General features: G+C 65.2%; 11 protein-coding genes. 7 read left to right on the forward strand and 4 right to left on the reverse strand.

The genetic code is table 11. The features are described 5' to 3' along the window. Nucleotides 1–70 precede the first annotated feature (70 nt). Genes OOZ63_RS09260 through OOZ63_RS09270 form a run of 3 tightly spaced genes read right to left on the reverse strand, consistent with a single transcriptional unit; the run spans nt 71 to nt 3,751 of the window. Nucleotides 71–1,756: an ABC transporter ATP-binding protein gene (locus OOZ63_RS09260; RefSeq protein ID WP_266005153.1), complete on the reverse strand. Its 1,686-nt coding sequence runs from the start codon at nt 1,754–1,756 to the stop codon at nt 71–73. A gap of 4 nt (nt 1,757–1,760) precedes the next feature. After that, nucleotides 1,761–2,816, reverse strand: coding sequence for an ABC transporter permease (locus OOZ63_RS09265; RefSeq protein ID WP_266005154.1), 1,056 nt, complete (start codon nt 2,814–2,816; stop codon nt 1,761–1,763). Continuing rightward, nucleotides 2,813–3,751: an ABC transporter permease gene (locus tag OOZ63_RS09270; protein ID WP_137942516.1), complete on the reverse strand. Its 939-nt coding sequence runs from the start codon at nt 3,749–3,751 to the stop codon at nt 2,813–2,815. The genes OOZ63_RS09265 and OOZ63_RS09270 overlap by 4 nt, the downstream gene beginning before the upstream one ends. A gap of 341 nt (nt 3,752–4,092) precedes the next feature. Here OOZ63_RS09270 and OOZ63_RS09275 point away from each other — a divergent pair, with 341 nt between their 5' ends. The 7 genes from OOZ63_RS09275 to OOZ63_RS09305 are packed head-to-tail and all read left to right on the forward strand — an operon-like array spanning nt 4,093 to nt 16,701. After that, nucleotides 4,093–5,925, forward strand: a complete 1,833-nt coding sequence (locus tag OOZ63_RS09275) for an ABC transporter substrate-binding protein (RefSeq protein WP_266005155.1) — start codon at nt 4,093–4,095, stop codon at nt 5,923–5,925. Nucleotides 5,926–5,939: 14 nt separating this feature from the next. Then, nucleotides 5,940–7,745: an ABC transporter substrate-binding protein gene (locus tag OOZ63_RS09280; RefSeq protein WP_266005156.1), complete on the forward strand. Its 1,806-nt coding sequence runs from the start codon at nt 5,940–5,942 to the stop codon at nt 7,743–7,745. Next, nucleotides 7,742–9,556 carry an ABC transporter substrate-binding protein gene (locus OOZ63_RS09285; protein WP_266005157.1) on the forward strand — a complete coding sequence of 605 codons (1,815 nt, stop codon included), beginning with the start codon at nt 7,742–7,744 and terminating at the stop codon, nt 9,554–9,556. Before OOZ63_RS09280 ends, OOZ63_RS09285 begins: the two co-directional genes overlap by 4 nt. After that, a complete protein-coding gene (locus OOZ63_RS09290) occupies nt 9,553–11,343 on the forward strand; it encodes an ABC transporter substrate-binding protein (RefSeq protein WP_266005158.1) in 1,791 nt (596 codons plus the stop codon). The genes OOZ63_RS09285 and OOZ63_RS09290 overlap by 4 nt, the downstream gene beginning before the upstream one ends. Further along, nucleotides 11,340–13,142 carry an ABC transporter substrate-binding protein gene (locus OOZ63_RS09295; RefSeq protein WP_266005159.1) on the forward strand — a complete coding sequence of 601 codons (1,803 nt, stop codon included), beginning with the start codon at nt 11,340–11,342 and terminating at the stop codon, nt 13,140–13,142. Before OOZ63_RS09290 ends, OOZ63_RS09295 begins: the two co-directional genes overlap by 4 nt. Continuing rightward, the gene (locus OOZ63_RS09300; protein WP_266005160.1) at nt 13,139–14,920 is read left to right on the forward strand and encodes an ABC transporter substrate-binding protein; all 1,782 of its coding nucleotides are present in this window, start codon (nt 13,139–13,141) and stop codon (nt 14,918–14,920) included. Before OOZ63_RS09295 ends, OOZ63_RS09300 begins: the two co-directional genes overlap by 4 nt. Continuing rightward, entirely contained in the window at nt 14,917–16,701 is a 1,785-nt protein-coding gene (locus OOZ63_RS09305) for an ABC transporter substrate-binding protein (protein ID WP_266005161.1), read from the forward strand. Before OOZ63_RS09300 ends, OOZ63_RS09305 begins: the two co-directional genes overlap by 4 nt. 31 nt (nt 16,702–16,732) lie before the next feature. Here OOZ63_RS09305 and OOZ63_RS09310 read toward each other — a convergent pair whose 3' ends face one another. After that, nucleotides 16,733–17,203: a hypothetical protein gene (locus tag OOZ63_RS09310; RefSeq protein ID WP_266005162.1), complete on the reverse strand. Its 471-nt coding sequence runs from the start codon at nt 17,201–17,203 to the stop codon at nt 16,733–16,735. Nucleotides 17,204–17,215: the final 12 nt, after the last annotated feature.

Here is a 17,215-nt window from a genome sequence, read left to right on the forward strand (position 1 = left end):
CCAAGCATCACAAAAGAAAGGCGACTACGCAGTAGTCGCCTTTAGGGCCGAGGTGCAGCGTGCCTCCGTGTCAAGCAGCCGCAGCCGCCGTCTCCTGATAGCCGCGCGGCACCGCGCCGAGCAGGCGGCGGGTGTACTCCTGCTTCGGGGCGGCCAGCAGGGCCTGGGTCTCGCTTTGCTCGACCACATCGCCGTTTTGCATCACCAGCACCTCGTCGGAGATGAACTTGACGACCGCGAGGTCGTGGCTGATGAAGATGTAGCTCAGGCCGAACTCGTCCTGCAGGTCCTTCAGCAGGTTCAGCACCTGCGCCTGCACCGAGACATCAAGCGCCGAGACGGCTTCGTCCAGCACCAACACTTCGGGGTTCAGCGTCAGGCACCGCGCGATCGCAATGCGCTGGCGCTGGCCGCCGGAGAACTCGTGCGGGTACTTGTTCAGCGCCGAATCATCCAGGCCCACCTTCTGCAGCAGCGCGCTGGCGCGAGCCTGGCGGTCGGCCGTACTTGTGCCGATGCCGTGGATCTCCATCGGCTCCAGCAGGGTCTGGCCGATCGTGAACCGCGGGTTCAGCGAGGCGTAGGGGTTCTGGAACACGACCTGAATGCGGCGGCGCATCTTCTGCCAGTCGTTGCCGCTCATCTTCAGCAGGTCCTTGCCCTCGAACAGGACCTCGCCGCCGCTAGGCTCGTGCAGACGCAGCAGGGTCAGGCCCATGGTGGTCTTGCCCGAGCCCGACTCGCCGACCACGCCCAGGGTATAGCCCTTGCGCAGCTGGAAGTTCACTTCCTTGACGGCCTTGAACTCCTTCTTGCCGAACAGCCCGTCCTTGAAGAAGAAGCTCTTCTTCAGGCCGCGCGCCTCCAGGATCACCGGCGCGTTCGGATCCTTGGCCTTGCCTAGGCCTTGAGCTTGGCGACCGGCGATGTGATCGTCGATCACCATCAGCCGCGCCGGGTTCTCGGTCAAACTGGGTCGGCAGGCCAGCAAGGCCTTGGTGTAGCCGTCCTGCGGGTTCTTGAAGATCTCTGCTACCGGGGCTTTCTCGCGGATCTGGCCATGGCGCATCACCACCACATGGTCGGAAATCTCACCCACCACGCCTAGGTCATGCGAGATGAACAACATGCTCATCTTGTGCGTGTCCTTGAGCTTGGCCATCAGCTCCATCACCTGGCGCTGGATGGTCACGTCCAGCGCCGTGGTCGGCTCGTCGGCGATCAGCAGCTTCGGCGAGCAAGCCAGCGCGACTGCAATCATCACGCGCTGCTGCTGACCGCCCGACATCTCGTGCGGATAGGCCTTCAGGCGGCGCTTGGGTTCGGGGATGCCGACCTCGTTGAGCAGTTCCTCGGCGCGCACCAGGGCCTGTCGGCGGCTCATGCCCATGTGCTTGATCAGCGGCTCCATGATCTGCTCGGCCACGGTGAACACCGGGTTCAGCGAGGTCATCGGGTCCTGGAACACGCAGGCGATTTCCTTGCCGCGGATGGCTTGCAGCTGGGGCAGGGTGCAGCCCAGCAGGTCGCGCCCCTGGAATTCGATCTTTCCTTCGCGCTCGGCGTTGTCCGGCAGCAGGTTCAGGATGGACATCGCAGTGACGCTCTTGCCCGAGCCGGACTCGCCCACCAGGGCCACGGTCGAGTTCTCCGGCACATCGAAGCTGACGCCCTTGACAGCCAGCGCGCGCTGCATCTGGCCGCCTTGCTTGCCCATGCGGAAGGCGACCTTCAGGTCTTGAATACTCAGCAGCATGGCTTTACTCCAGGCCTCTCAATTTCGGATCCAGCGCATCGCGCAAGGCGTCGGTGAACAGCGCAAACGCGGTCACGAAGACGGCCATCACCACCGTCACGCCGACCAACTGCCACCAGTAGCCCAGGATCAGCTCGCTCTGGCTCTCGGCCAGCATGGTGCCCCAGGAGACCTGGTCCACGCCGACACCCAGGCCCAGATAGGACAGGATGACCTCGCTCTTGATGAAGCTCACCACATGCAGCGAAAGCTGCACCAGCGCAACGTGCGAGACGTTGGGCAGGATGTGCTTGAACATGCGGCTCATCTTGCTGGCGCCGATGGCTTCAGCCGAGCGCACATACTCGCGCACCGAATGTTTCATGAACTCGGCACGGATCAGCCGGTAGATGCCGGGCCAGCCCGCCAGACCCAGGATCAGCGCCACCGACATCACGCCGCGCCCGAAGATCACCGCGAACGCGAAGATCAAGAGGATGCCGGGGATGGCGGTGAATACGTTGTACAGCCACTCCAGGAAGTCGCCGATCTTGCCGCCGAAGAAGCCCGACAGCGCGCCCAGCACGGTGCCGATCAGCGTCGCCAGTACGGCGGCCAGCACGCCCACCATGATGGAGACTTCGGCCCCCTTGATGGCCTTGGTCAGCACATCGCGGCCCAGCCGGTCGGCGCCGAAGGTCAGGGTCTCGGCCTTGACCGTGTCCACCGTCTTGAACTGCTTGGCGCGCTCTTCCCATTCGGCATAGCGCGGCGCCAGCGGATCAATGTCGCTGAGATCGACATTCGGGCCCTTGGGCTGCGCGATGGCGCCGGTGGCCTCGGCCGGGCGCGGGCCTAGGAAGGTCGGCGGCGCGTTGGGCACGCCCACTTCCTTCTGCCAGCCCGAGGCGATCACGCCGGCGCCCGACAGGGCCACCAGCACCAAGAACACAGCCACGATGGCCATGCAGACCATGCCGACCTTGTCAGCACGCATGCGACGCCAGGAGGCGGCCCAGACGCCTTCGGAGCGCTGGGCACCGGCCTTGGTCGCTGCAGTATTCGACAGAACCGCGCTCATTTCAGCACCACCCGTGGGTCGACCAGCTTGTAGAGCAGGTCGGTAACAAGATTGATCACCATGGTCAGGAATGCGATATAGATCGCAAACGCCTGGATGACCGGGTAGTCGCTGCGGTTGACCGCCAGCAAGATCTCGCGACCCAGGCCCGGGATCGAGAAGAACACTTCGATCAGGAAGGCGCCGGTGAACACACCCGGCAACGCCACCGCGATGTTCGTCAGGATCGGGATCATTGCGTTACGCAAGACATGCTTGAGCAAGATGGTCTTCTCGGTCATGCCCTTGGCGCGCGCGGTGCGCACATAGTCATGGCCGATCTCGTCCAGGAAGAAGGTGCGGTACAGCCGCGTGTATGGCGCCAGCGCCACCGCCACCACCACGATGATGGGCAGCGGTGCATAGGTGGTCAGATTGGTCCAGAAGCTGTCGGTCCAGCCCTGCACCGGGAACCAGCCTAGGCGGAAGGCGAACACATACTGGAACACGATCACATAGACAAGCAGCGAGATCGACACCGCCACCGTCGTCACGATCATCACCGTGCGATCGGTCAGGCTGCCGCGCACATAGGCCACCGCCATCGCGAATGGAATCGCCAGCAGCACCTCTAGCACCAGGATGGGCACCATCACCGTCAGCGTCGCCGGCATGCGGGTGGTGAACAGGCTGGCCACCGACTCGTTGGTGGCCCAGCTGCGGCCCCAGTCAAAGGTGACGATCTGCTGGATGAAGATCCACAGCTGCTCCCAGACCGGCTTGTTCAGGCCCAGCTGTTCGCGAATGGCGTCGATCTGTTCGGGGCTGGCGTTCAGGCCGCCGAGGATTTCGGCAGGGTCTCCACCGAAGTATTTGAAGAGGAAGAACACCAGCAGCACGACGCCCAGCAAGGTGGGAATCATTTGCCACAAGCGCCTTATCAGGTATGCCGCCATCGCTGTCGGATCTCCATGCCAAGCGTCTTGAGTAGACAAAAGCGAAACCCCGCTCACTTGTGGTGAGGGGGGTCTCCATATTGAAAGCAGGCGCGAGTCTAATGGAGACGGCGTCCGGAATCACCGGCATTTGCCCTTGTCGGATCCGGGTTTGCCCTAGGAAACCCCCGTATTCAACGGGGTTTGCGGCCTTTCTGGGCCAAAATGCGCGGCCTGTCGGGGGCAACGGCCCTAGACTCCGCACCTCGCCCAGCGCGCCGGAACCGGTGGCGGCTTGGGCCATTGACGCGCCGCACCCACAAGGCCTGCGGCGCGTTGTCATTGCAAGGATTGTGATCGTGATGCGTTCTGGCTTCACACGACTGGCCCTCGCCGCCGTGTTCTCCTGTGTTTCCCTGGCCAGCCCGGCCCAGACCGGCCCTGCGGCCGGTGAGACCAAGGTGATCCGCTACTCCTTCCGCGTGGCAGAGACCGGGTTCGACCCGGCTCAAATCAGCGATCGCTACTCCAAGGCTGTCGCCGCCGGCATCTTCGAGGCGCCGCTGGACTTTGCCTTTCTGGCTCGGCCGTACCAGCTGCGGCCCTCGACCGCGGCAGCCATGCCCGAGGTCTCGCCCGACTTCAAGACCCTGACCTTCCGGATCAAGCCGGGCATCTTCTTTTCCGACGATCCGGCCTTCAAGGGCAAGAAGCGCGAGCTGACGGCGGCCGACTACATCTATTCGATCAAACGTCACTACGACCCCAAGCTCAACAGCCGCAATCTCTATCTGCTGGAGAACGTACAGATCCTCGGGCTGTCGGAGCTGCGCAAGGAGCTGATGGCGGCCAAGAAGCCCTTCGACTACGACCGAGAGGTCGAGGGCCTGCAGCTGCTCGACCGTTACAGCTTCCGCGTGAAGCTGGGCGTGGGAGATCCGCGCTTCATCAACCAATTCGCCGACTCGGCCTTCCTCGGCGCGGTGGCGCGCGAAGTGGTCGAGTTCTATGGCGACAAGATCATGGAACACCCGGTAGGCACCGGCCCCTACCGGCTGGCCGAATGGCGCCGTAGCTCTCGCATCGTGCTCGGCAAGAATCCGAACTATCGCGAGGAGCTCTATGACGAGCAGCCGCCGGCCGATGCGGACCCGGTGCTCAAGGCCCAGGCCGCCAAGCTGCAGGGCAGGCGCCTGCCGCTGACCGAGCGGGTCGAGATCGCCATCATCGAAGAGAACCAGCCGCGCTGGCTGTCCTTCATGAACGGCGAGGCCGATGTGCTGGAGGAGGTGCCGTCGGAGTACGTCAGCATCGCCACACCCAACGGCAAGCTGGCCCCCAATCTGGCCAAGCGCGGCATGCGCGCGGTGCGCTTCCCCTACCCCGAGATCGCCTTCACCTACTTCAATATGGAGGACGCGGTGGTGGGTGGCTACACGCCCGAGAAGGTGGCGCTGCGCCGCGCTATCAGCCTGGCTGTCGATCTGGACAAGGAGATCCTGCTGGCACGCCGTGGCCAGGCCATGCCGGCCCAGAGCCCCTTCGGCCCCGGCACCTTCGGCTACCAGCCGGGCTTCAAGTCCGAAATGAGCGAATTCAGCCTGCCCAGGGCCAAGGCACTGCTGGACTTGTACGGCTATGTGGACCGCGACGGCGATGGCTGGCGCGATCTGCCGGACGGCAAGCCGCTGGTGCTGGAGCTCGCCACCCAGCCCGACAGCCAGAGTCGCCAGCTGATCGAGCAATGGCAGAAGAACATGGATGCGCTGAAGCTGCGCATCGATTTCAAGACCGCTAAATGGCCCGAGAACCTGAAGAGCGCCAATGCGGCCAAGCTACAGATGTGGTCGGTCAGCTGGGTCGCCACCGCGCCGGATGGCGACACTTTCCTGGCACTGGGCGACGGTCGCGCCAAAGGCTCGGCCAACAAGTCGCGCTTCGATCTGCCGGCCTATAACGCGCTGTATCAGAAACAAAAGATGCTGCCCGACGGTCCCGAGCGTCAGGCCGTGATGCAGGAGGCCGCCAAGCTGATGATCGCCTACATGCCCTACAAGATGCATGTGCACCGCCTGTTCACAGATCTGGCCCAGCCCTGGGTGATCGGCTTCGACCGCAATGTCTTCGTGCGTGACTTCTGGCGCTACGTGGACATCGATACCGAAGCCCTGGCCAAGCAGCGCCAGGGCTCCTGAGACAAGAGGCCCAGATGCGGCGCTACTTGATCGGGGTCTGTCTGGCTCTTGTGGCGGTAGCGGTCCAGGCGCAGGCGCCTGCCAAACCACCGCCCAAGGTGCTGAAGTACGCATTCCCGATTGCCGAGACCGGCTTCGACCCCTCGCAGCTCTCCGACATCTACTCGCGCACCGTCACCGCGCACATCTTCGAGGCGCTCTACGCCTATGACCATCTGGCCCGCCCGGTCAAGCTCAAGCCCTTGGTCGCGGTGGCCCTGCCTGAGGCTTCGCCCGACTTCCGGACCTTCACGATCCGCATCCGGCCCGGCATCCACTTTGCCGACGATGCCGCGTTCAAGGGCGCCCGGCGCGAGCTGGTGGCCGAGGACTTCGTCTATAGCTTCAAGCGCTTTGCCGACCCGGCGTTGAAGGCCCCGGGCTGGGCCACCTTCGAGGATGTCGGCTTCATCGGCCTGAAGGCGCTGCGCGAGAAGGCATTGGCAAGCAAGAAGCCCTTCGACTACGACGCCCCGGTTGAAGGTCTGCGCGCGCTGAATCGCTACACGCTGCAACTGCGCACCGAGCAGCCGCGCCCGCGCCTGCTGGAGACCGTGCTTGCCGGCTCCGATCTCTACGGCGCGCTGGCGCGCGAGGTGGTCGAGCACTACGGCGACAAGCTGATGGCCCACCCGGTAGGCACCGGCCCCTTTCAGCTGAAGAACTGGCGGCGCAGCTCGCAAATCGTGCTGGAGAAAAACCCCGGCTACCGCGAGCGCTTCTACGAGTCCGAGCCGGCCGCCGATGACGCAGAGGGTCAAGCCTTGCTGGCGCGCTTCAAGGGCCGGCGCCTGCCAATGGTCGACCGCGTCGAGATCGCCATCATCGAGGAGGTGCAGCCGCGCTGGCTGAGCTTCGTCAATGCCGAGAAGGACTTCCTGGAGCGCGTGCCGCCCGAGTTCATTGCCAGTGCCCTGCCCAACGGCCGGGTCGCGCCAAACTTGGCCAAGCGCGGCATCCAGGGCCTGCGGGTCGTTGGCTCCGATGCAACGCTGACCACCTTCAATATGGACCACCCCATCGTAGGCGGCTTGGCACCTGAGAAGGTGGCGCTGCGCCGCGCGATCTCGCTGGCCATCGATGTGGACCGCGAGATCCGACTGGTACGGCGCGGCCAGGCGATCCCGGCCCAATCGCCGGTCGTGCCGCACACCACCGGCTACAGCGCAGATTTCAAGACCGAGATGGGCGACCACGATCCGGCACGCGCCATGGCACTGCTGGACATGTACGGCTATCTGGACCGCGACGGCGACGGCTGGCGCGAGCTGCCCGACGGCCAGCCGTTGACCCTGGTGCGCAACACCCAGCCCGACAACCAGTCACGCCAGCTCGATGAGCTGTGGCAGAAGAATATGGCAGCCGTCGGTCTCAGGGTCGAGTTCAAGACCGCCAAGTGGCCGGAAAACCTGAAGAGCGCGCGCGGCGGCAACTTCATGATCTGGGGCGTCGGCTCCTCGGCCTCGAGGCCCGACGGACAGAACGCGCTGCAGCGCCTGTACGGCCCGGCCACTGGCGGGCAAAACCTGTCACGCTTCAACGACCCCGAGTTCAACGCCCTCTATGAGCGCATGCAGGCCATGCCAGACGGCCCTGAACGCCTAGACTTATTCGCGCAGGCCAAGCGCATCGCGGTGGCTTATATGCCATACAAGAACCACGCCCATCGCCTGCTGACGGACCTGACCCAGCCTTGGCTGATCGGCTACCGCCGCCCGCTGTTCTGGCAGGACTGGTGGCAGTTTGTGGACATCGACAACAGCAAACGCCCGCAACAATGATCAACACTCTCGCGCGCGCCGGCCTGGCCGGCCTGGTGGCCCTGCAGCTCGGGCTGACCCAGGCTCAGACAACACCAACCGAGCCGAAGGTGCTGCGCTATGCCTTCGTCGCCGGCGAGACCGGCTTCGACCCGGCGCAGATCAGCGATCTGTACTCGCGCATCGTCACCGGCCATATCTTCGACGGGCTCTACAAATACGACTACCTGGCCCGGCCCTACAAGATCAAGCCCAATGCTGCGGTCGCGTTGCCGGAAGTGGCCGACAATTTCCGTAGCTTCACGCTACGAATCAAGCCGGGCCTCTTCTTCGCTGACGACCCGGCGTTCAAGGGCCGCAAGCGAGAGCTGGTGGCCGAGGACTATGTCTACTCGTTCAAGCGTTTTTTCGACCCGGCCACCAAGAGCCCGGGCTATTCCAGCTTCAACGACCAAGGCATTCTCGGCCTGAACGAGCTGCGCCAAAACGCGCTGAAGAACAAGAAGCCCTTCGACTACAACGCACCGGTCGAAGGTCTGAAAGCCCTGGACCGCTACACACTGCAATTCAAGCTCAAGGAGCCGCGCCCGCGCTTCATCGAAGCCATCACCGGCGGAGACCAGTACGGCGCCGTGGCCCGCGAGGTCATCGAGCACTACGGCGAAAAGGCCATGGAGCACCCGGTGGGCACCGGGCCCTTCATGCTCAAGAGCTGGCGGCGCAGTTCACAGCTGGTCCTGGAGCGCAACCCCAACTACCGCGAGGCCTTCTACGACGCCGAGCCCAATGCCGAGGATGCCGCAGGTCAGGCCTTGCTGGCCCGCTTCAAGGGCCGGCGCTTGCCGATGGTCGACCGCGTCGAGATCTCCATCATCGAAACCAGCCAGCCGCGCTGGTTGGCCTTTTTGAACCGCGAGTTCGACCTGATCTCGGTGCCGCTGGAGTTCTCTGCGGTAGCCTTGCCGCAGGGCGAGCTGGCACCCAACCTGGCCAAGCAAGGCATCCAGCTGCAGCGCATCGTCAACACCGACCGCACGCTGTTCTATTTCAATATGGAAGATCCGGTGGTAGGCGGCTACACGCCGGAGAAGGTGGCGCTGCGCCGCGCGATCTCGCTGGCCACCGATGTGGGCCGCGAGATCCGAACCTTGCGGCGCGGCCAGGCCGTGCCGGCCCAGACCTTTGTGGCACCCGGCACCTGGGGCTATGACCCCGAGCTGAAGACCGAGAACAGCGACTTCGACCTGCCGCGCGCCAAGGCATTGCTGGACATCTACGGCTACAAGGACGCCGACGGCGATGGCTGGCGCGACTTCCCGGACGGCAAACCGCTGCTGATCGGCTATGCCAGCCAGCCCGACGATTTGTCGCGCAGCTTCGACGAGATGTGGAAGAAGAATATGGATGCACTGGGCGTGCGCATCGAGGTTCGGGCGGCCCAGTGGCCCGAACAGCTCAAAGCCGCGCGGGCCGGCCAACTGCCAATCTGGATGCTGGGCTTCTCCGACGCCGCACCCGATGTGCAGCCAGGCCTGGACCTGCTATATGGCCCCTCGGCCGGTGGCCAGAACCTCAGCCGATTCAAAAACGATCGCTTCGACGAGATCTACCGCCAGATGCGCGACCTGCCCAACGGACCCGAGCGCCTAGCCCTGCTGCGCGAAGCCCAGAAGATCAACCTGGCCTATATGCCGCAAAAATACGTCGTGCACCGCATCATCAATGACCTGACCCAGCCCTGGCTGATCGGCTTCAAGCGGCCGATCTTCGGCAATGTGTTCTGGCAGTACGTCGAGATCGACACGAGCCAAAAGAAGAAGATCGCATCATGAAACTGAAGCATTGGGGTACAGCAGCCCTGGCCGCCATGTTGATGACGGGCTCGGCGCTCGCCGCCGAGCCCAAGGTCCTGCGCTACGCCTTCCAGATCGCCGAGACTGGTTTCGACCCGGCCAAGATCGGCGATATCTATTCGCGCATCATCACGGCCCATATCTTCGAGGGCCTGTACAGCTACGACCATCTGGCGCGGCCGGCCCGGTTGATCCCGCTGACAGCAGACGGTATGCCGCAGCACAGCGAGGACTTCCGCACCTGGACTTTCAAGATCAAGCCCGGCATCTTCTTCGCCGACGATCCCGCCTTCAAGGGCAACAAGCGTGAACTGGTGGCCGAGGACTATCTCTACGCAATCAAGCGGGTGGCCGACCCCGAGGTGGCCTCCAGCCACTGGAGCGAGGTCGAGGCGCTGGGCATCACGGGCCTGGCCGAGTACCGCGCCGAGCTGCGCGGCGGCAATAAGAACTTCGACTACGACCGACCCATCGCGGGCCTGCGCGCCCTGGACCGCTATACCTTGCAGCTGCGCCTGGACAAGCCGCGTCCGCGCCTGCCGCAGACCCTGGCGCAGACCGACCTCTACGGCGCGATGGCGCGCGAGGTGGTCGAGGCCTATCCGGGCAAGACCATGGAACACCCGGTCGGCACCGGCCCTTTTGTACTGAAGGACTGGCGGCGCAGCTCGCGCATCGTGCTGGAGAAGAACCCCGGCTACCGCGAGCGCTTCTACGAAGCCGAACCCGGCGCCGACGATGCCGAGGGTCAGGTCTTGCTGGCACGTTTTAAAGGCCGACGCATCCCGATGATCGACCGCGTCGAGGTGTCCATCATCGAGGAGGGTCAACCACGCTGGCTGGCATTCCTGGGCGGCGAGTTCGACCTGCTGGAGCGGGTGCCCAACGAGTTCATCAGCCAAGCCATGCCCAACGGCAAACTGGCGCCGAATCTGGCCAAGAGAGCCATGCACGGGTACCGCGTGCTGAGCCCGGACGTGGGTTTCTGGGTCTTTAATCTGGAAGACCCGGTGATCGGCGGCTACACGCCCGAGCGCATCGCGCTGCGCCGTGCGATCTCGCTGGCCTCCGATATGGAGCAGGAGATCCGTGTGGCCCGGCGCAATCAGGCCATCGTCGCGCAGTCGATCTATCCGCCCGGCACCAGCGCCTACGACCCCGCATTTAAGAGCGAGATGAGCGACTACGACCCGGCCCGCGCCAAGGCCCTGCTCGAGATGTATGGCTATGTTGACAAGGACGCAGACGGCTGGCGTGACCAGCCCGATGGAAAGCCGCTGGTGCTCGAAAGCCTGACCACACCGGACGGCTCGCAGCGCCAGATCGATGAGCTGTGGCAGAAGTCTCTGGCCAAGGTCGGCCTGCGGGTCACGTTCAAGCCGGGCAAATGGCCCGAAAACTACAAGGCTCTGCGGGCCGGCAAGTTCCAGATCTGGAGCCTGGCCACCTCGGCATCGATGCCCGATCCGCAAGACTTCCTGAGCAGTCTCTCCTCCATCTATGTCGGCAGCCAGAACTTCGCGCGCATCCGCCTGCCGGCGGCCGACCGCCTGTTCGAGCGGACCGCACCGATGCCCGACGGACCCGAGCGCGCGGCCCTGTTCCGCGAGAGCGAGCGCCTGATGACAGCCTACATGCCTTACAAGCATAAGGCCCACCGCTTCATCACCGATCTGGCCCAGCCCCAACTGATCGGCTACCGCCGCCACCCGTTCAAGCAGGACTGGTGGAGCTATGTGGACATCGAGCCGGTGAAGAAGCCATGATCGCCCGCCTGCTGCTTGGCGGCGGCTTGGCCCTGGTGATGCTAGTGGCCCAGCCCGCACGGGCGCAGCAGGCCGCCGAGCCCAAGGTGCTGCGCTATGCGCTGAACGCGGCCGAGACAGGCTTCGACCCGGCCCAGCTCAACGACCTGTACTCGCGCATCATGACCAGCCACATCTTCGATGGGCTGTACGAGTACGACTATCTGGCCCGGCCCTACAAGATACGCCCCAATGTCGCCGAGGGCATGCCCGAGCACTCGGCCGACTTCCGGACCTGGACCATCAAGATCCGGCCCAGCATCTTCTTTGCCGACGACCCGGCGTTCAAGGGCGCCAGGCGCGAGTTGGTGGCCGAGGACTTCGTCTACAGCCTCAAGCGCTTCTTCGACCCCGCGACCAAGAGCCCGATCTATTCGACGCTCAAGGACGTTGGCATGCTGGGCGTGGACGAGCTGCGCCTGGACGCGCTGAAGTACAAGAAACCTTTTGACTACGACCGCCCCGTCGAGGGCCTGCGGGCGCTGGACCGCTACACGCTGCAGCTCAAGCTCGCCGCGCCGCGCCCGCGGCTGCTGTTCACGCTGGCCAGCGGCGACCTGTTCGGCGCGCTGGCGCGCGAGGTGGTGGAGTTCTACGGCGACAAGATCAGCGCCCATCCGGTCGGCACCGGCCCCTTTGTGCTGAAGCAGTGGCGGCGCAGCTCGCTGATGGTGTTCGAGCGCAATCCCGCTTACCGCGAGCGTTTCTATGATGCCGAGCCCAGCGCCGACGATGCGGCAGGCCAGGCCCTGCTGGCCCGCTTCAAGGGCCGGCGTCTACCCATGGTGGACCGGGTCGAGGTGGCCATCATTGAGGAAGACCAGCCCCGCTGGTTGTCCTTTCTGAACGGCGAGTTCGAACTCTCGTGGGTGCTGCCCGCGCCATTCGCCAACCAGGCCATCCCGCACGGCAAGCTCGCGCCCAATCTGGCGCGCCGGGGCATGCAGCTAGAGCGCGTGCTGGCCTCCGACCGCTTCATGTACTACTGGGATATGAAGGACCCGGTGGTCGGCGGCTACACGCCCGACAAGGTGGCGCTGCGCCGCGCCATCGGCCTTGGCACCGATGTGGGCCGCCAGGTCAGCAATGTCTGGCGCGGCCAGGCAGTACCGGCGCAAAGCGTGGTCGCGCCCTACACCTTCGGCTTCGATGCCGAGTACAAGAGCCCCAACAGCGACCATGATCCGGTCCGAGCCAAAGCCCTGCTGGACTTGTTCGGCTATGTCGACCGTGACGGCGACGGCTGGCGCGATCTGCCGGACGGCAAGCCGCTGGTGATCCGCTATGCCAGCTCGCCCGATGCGCGCTCGCGCTCCTTCGAGGAGATGTGGAAGCGCGACCTCGACGCGCTGGGCATACGCCTGGAGGTCAAGGTGGCCAAATGGCCAGAGCAGCTGAAGGCCGCGCGCGCGGGCCAGCTGATGCTGTGGCAGCTGGGCTTCAGCTCCAACTCGCCCGATGTGCAGCCGGGTCTGGAGCTGCTCTACAGTCCATCGGCCGGCGGCCAGAACTTCAGCCGCTTCAAGCTGGCGCGCTTCGATGCGATCTACGAGCAGATGCAGGCCCTGCCCGACGGCCCCGAGCGCCTGGCCCTGCTTCGCGAGGCGCAGAAACTCACAACGGCCTATATGCCGATCAAGTTCTTGGTCCACCGCGTCATCAGCGACCTCAGCCAGCCCTGGCTGATCGGCTACAAGCGGCCGCCATTTAGCCAGCAGTTCTGGCAGTGGGTGGACGTCGACCCCAGCCAACGCCCATGATCAAGCGCATCGTCCTGGTCATGCTGGCCGCCCTGTGCCAGGTGGCGGCCGGCGTCGAGCCCAAGACCTTCCGTTATGCCTTCCCGATCGCCGAGACCGGCTTCGATCCGGCCCAGGTCAGCGACACCTACTCGCGCACCGTCACGCCCCACATCTTCGAGGCGCTCTACGGCTACGACCCGCTGGCCCTGCCGGTCAAGATCGTGCCGCTGACAGCGGCGGCTCTGCCCGAGGTCAATGCCGAGTTCACCCGCTGGACCATCAAGCTCAAGCCCGGCATCTTCTTCGCCGACGATCCAGCCTTCAAAGGCAAGAGACGCGAACTGGTAGCCCAGGACTATGTCTTCAGCCTGATGCGCTTTGCCGACCCGGCCGTCAAGAGCCCCATGTGGGCGTCGGTCGAGGAGCGAGGCATTCTGGGCCTGGCCGAGCGGCGCGAGGCCGCGCTGAGGAACAAAACCCCTTTCGACTACGACAGCCACATCGAAGGCCTGAGCGTGCTGGATCGCCACACGCTGCAGATCAGGCTCAAGAGCCCGCGCCCGCGTCTGCTCGAAATGCTGGCCGCCAATGATCTGTTCGGTGCCGTGGCCCGCGAGGTGGTGCAGCATTATGGCGAGCAAGTCAGCGCCCACCCGGTCGGCACCGGCCCCTATGTGCTGAAGGACTGGCGGCGCAGCTCGCTGATCGTTCTGGAGCGCAACCCAGGCTACCGCGAGCGCGTCTACGAGGCCCAGCCACGCGCCGACGACGCCGAGGGCCAGGCGATTTTGGCCCAACTCAAGGGCCGGCGCATCCCGATGGTGGATCGCGTCGAGGTCAGCATCATCGAGGAATCGCAGCCGCGCTGGCTGTCCTTTCTGGGCGGCGAACATGAGCTGATCGACCGCGTGCCGCCCGAGTTCGTGGCGGTGGCGCTGCCGCACGGCAAGCTGGCGCCCAACCTCGCCAAGCAGGGCATGCAGCTGAGTCGCCTGATCAATGCCGACAGCGCCTTCACTTACTTCAATATGGATGATCCGGTGATTGGCGGCTACACGCCTGAGCGGGTAGCGTTGCGCCGCGCGCTGTCGCTGGCACTGGACGTGGAGCGCGAGATTCGCCTGGTGCGGCGCGGCCAAGCGATTCCCGCACAGTCGCCGCTGCTGCCTCACACCAGCGGCTACGACCCTGAGTTCAAGAGCGAGAACGGTGACTTTGACCCGGCCCGCGCCAACGCCCTGCTTGATATGTATGGCTATGTCGACAAGGACGGTGACGGCTGGCGCGACCAACCCGATGGCGGCCAGCTGGCGCTGGAGGTCGCAACGCAGCCAGACGCGTTGTCGCGTCAATATGACGAGCTGTGGACGATCAACTTCAAGCGTGTCGGCATCCGCACCAAGTTCTTCGCCGGCAAATGGCCAGAGCAGCTGAAGGCCGCTCGCGCCGGCAAGCTGCAGCTGTGGATGATGGGCACCACCGCGAACGCGCCCGACGGCCTGCAGGCCCTGCAGCGCTTCTACGGCCCGCAAGCCGGCAACCAGAACCTGTCGCGCTTCAAAAGCGCCGAGTTCGATGCGCTGTACGAGCGCATGCAGGCCCTGCCCGATGGCCCCGAGCGCGAGGCCCTGTTCCTGCAGGCCAAGCGCCTGCAGACCGCCTATATGCCCACCAAGACCCATGTGCACCGCATCGTCAACGACATCGCCCAGCCTTGGCTGATCGGCTACCGGCGGCCGTTGTTCCGCAACGAGTTCTGGCATCTGATCGACGTGTTGCCGCGCACGAAGCCATGAAGCGCCGAGATCTGCTGGGCGCGGCCGCCGCGCTGGGTGCCGCGCCGGCCCTGCTGCAGGCCCAGCCCGTAAGCAAGAAAACGAAGACCCTGCGCACCGCCTTCAACGCTGCCGAGGTCGGCTTCGATCCGCCTCAGGTCTCTGACCAGACCTCGGTCATCATCAACGCGCACATCTTCGAGTCGCCGCTGACCTTCGACTGCCTGGCCCGGCCGGTAGAGCTGCGGCCGCAGACGGCCGCTGCGCTGCCCGAGATCACCGACGACTACCGCCGCTTCGTCTTCACACTCAAGCCCGGCCTGCTCTTCAGCGACGATCCGGCCTTCAAGGGCAAGCCGCGCGAGCTGGTGGCCGAGGACTATGTCTACAGCATCAAGCGCTACTACGACCCGCGCATCAAGACCGAGCACCTCTACCAGTTCGAGGGCGCCAAGGTCCTGGGTCTGAGCGAGCTGCGCCAGCGCGCCCTGCAGGCCAAGACTGGGCTGGACTACGACACGCCGGTGGCGGGCCTGCGCGCGTTGGACCGCTACCGCTTCGAAGTGCGGCTGGCGCAAAGCGATCCGCGTTTCATCTATGTGTTCGCCAATGCCGGGCTGAGCGCGGCAGTCGCCCGCGAGGTGGTCGAGGCCTATGGCGCCGACATCATGGCCCATCCGATCGGCACCGGCCCCTTCCGGCTTGCCAGCTGGCGGCGCGGCTCGCAAGTGCTGCTGGCGCGTAACCCGCAGTTTCGCGAGCAGTGGTTCGACAGCCAGGCCCCAGCCGACGACCCGGCCGCGCAGTTGCTGGCCGAGCGGCTCAAGGGCAAGCGCCTGCCGCTGGTCGACCAAGTGCAGGTCAGCATCATCGAGGAGGATCAGCCGCGCTGGCTGGCCTTCGAGGGCGGCGAGCTGGACGTCGTCGAGATGCCGCCCGGCGTCGCACCGCTGGCCCTGCCGGGCGGAAGGCTGGCGCCGGCGCTGCAGCGCAAGGGCGTGACAGCGCGCAGCACGCTGGGCGCCGATGTGCGCTTCTCCTTCTTCAACTTCAACGACCCGCAGGTCGGCGGCTACACGCCGGAAAAGGTGGCACTGCGCCGCGCCATCGCGCTGGCCTATGACAGCCAAGTCGAGCTGCAGCAGGTCTACAAGGGCCAGGGCGTGCCGGCCCAGTCGCTGCTGCCGGCGGCCGTTTATGGCCACGACCCGCTGCTCAAGAGCGAGATGAGCACACCCGATCTGCCGCGCGCCCGCGCGCTGCTCGATGTATGGGGCTACAAGGATGTCGACGGCGATGGCTATCTGGAGAACCCTGACGGCTCCAAGCTGCTGCTGCGTATGGCCGGCGTCAACACCTCGCGCCAGCGCGCGCTCGACGAGCTGTGGAAAAAGCGCATGGACGCCGTCGGTCTGCGCATGGTCTTCGAGACCGGCACCTTCGGCGAGCTGATCAAGAGGTCGCTGGCCGGCCAGCTGCAGATCTGGGGCTTCTCCTGGAACATCTCTTTCCCCGATGCCGACTTCTTCCTCGGCATGGCCTACGGCCCCAATGCTGACCAGAGCAATGACGCCCGCTTCAAGCTGGCCGCCTACGACCGCCTCTACGAGGCCCAGCGCGCGCTGCCCGACGGCCCCGAGCGTCTGGCCCTGATGCGCGAGGCCAACCGCCTGCTGCTTGCCTACGTCCCGTATCTGCCGCACTGGCATGCGCTGCGCACCGACGTCAGCCAGCCCGGAGTGCATGGGTTTTGGCGCCATCCGTTCGCGCGCGACTGGTGGCGGTTTGTGCAGATCGGTTGAGCAGCGATGTCTGAAGCGAGCCCGGCGACCCTCACCGCACCGCCCCCACCCGCTCCCTGAACAGCGCGGCGCGCTCCGCGTCTGCGGCGAGGGCGATCTCGGCTGCGCAGTGGTCCATCCAGGCGACGAATCTTGATTCGGAGTCCACCGTACGGGCAGCCTCTCGCAGCGCCGCGTCGCGCCCGGCCAGCATGCGAGCGGCCAGGTCCAGCGCGAAGAACTTGGCGCGCATCAACCGAGCGGCTGCGGCTGCGCCGGCCGGCGCAGCCGCCGGCTCAGATACCGCCCCGCTCACCAGTCCTTGGGCCAGCAGCCGCTCGACGGCCTGATGCGGCGCCAGACCCAGTCCCTGGGCCAGGGTTTGCAGCTCGCCCAGGCTGCGGCGCCCGTCCACCATGATCAGCAGCATGCGCAGACCCGCCGGCAAGGCCTGGCGTGGCCCGGCCAGCAGGCGCCGGGCGGCGTCGGTCTTGCGAAGAACTGCGTCGGTGGAAGAGGGCATGGGCGGGCGGAG

The organism is Paucibacter sp. PLA-PC-4 (assembly GCF_026241155.1).
Classification (GTDB): Bacteria; Pseudomonadota; Gammaproteobacteria; order Burkholderiales; family Burkholderiaceae_C; genus Roseateles_E.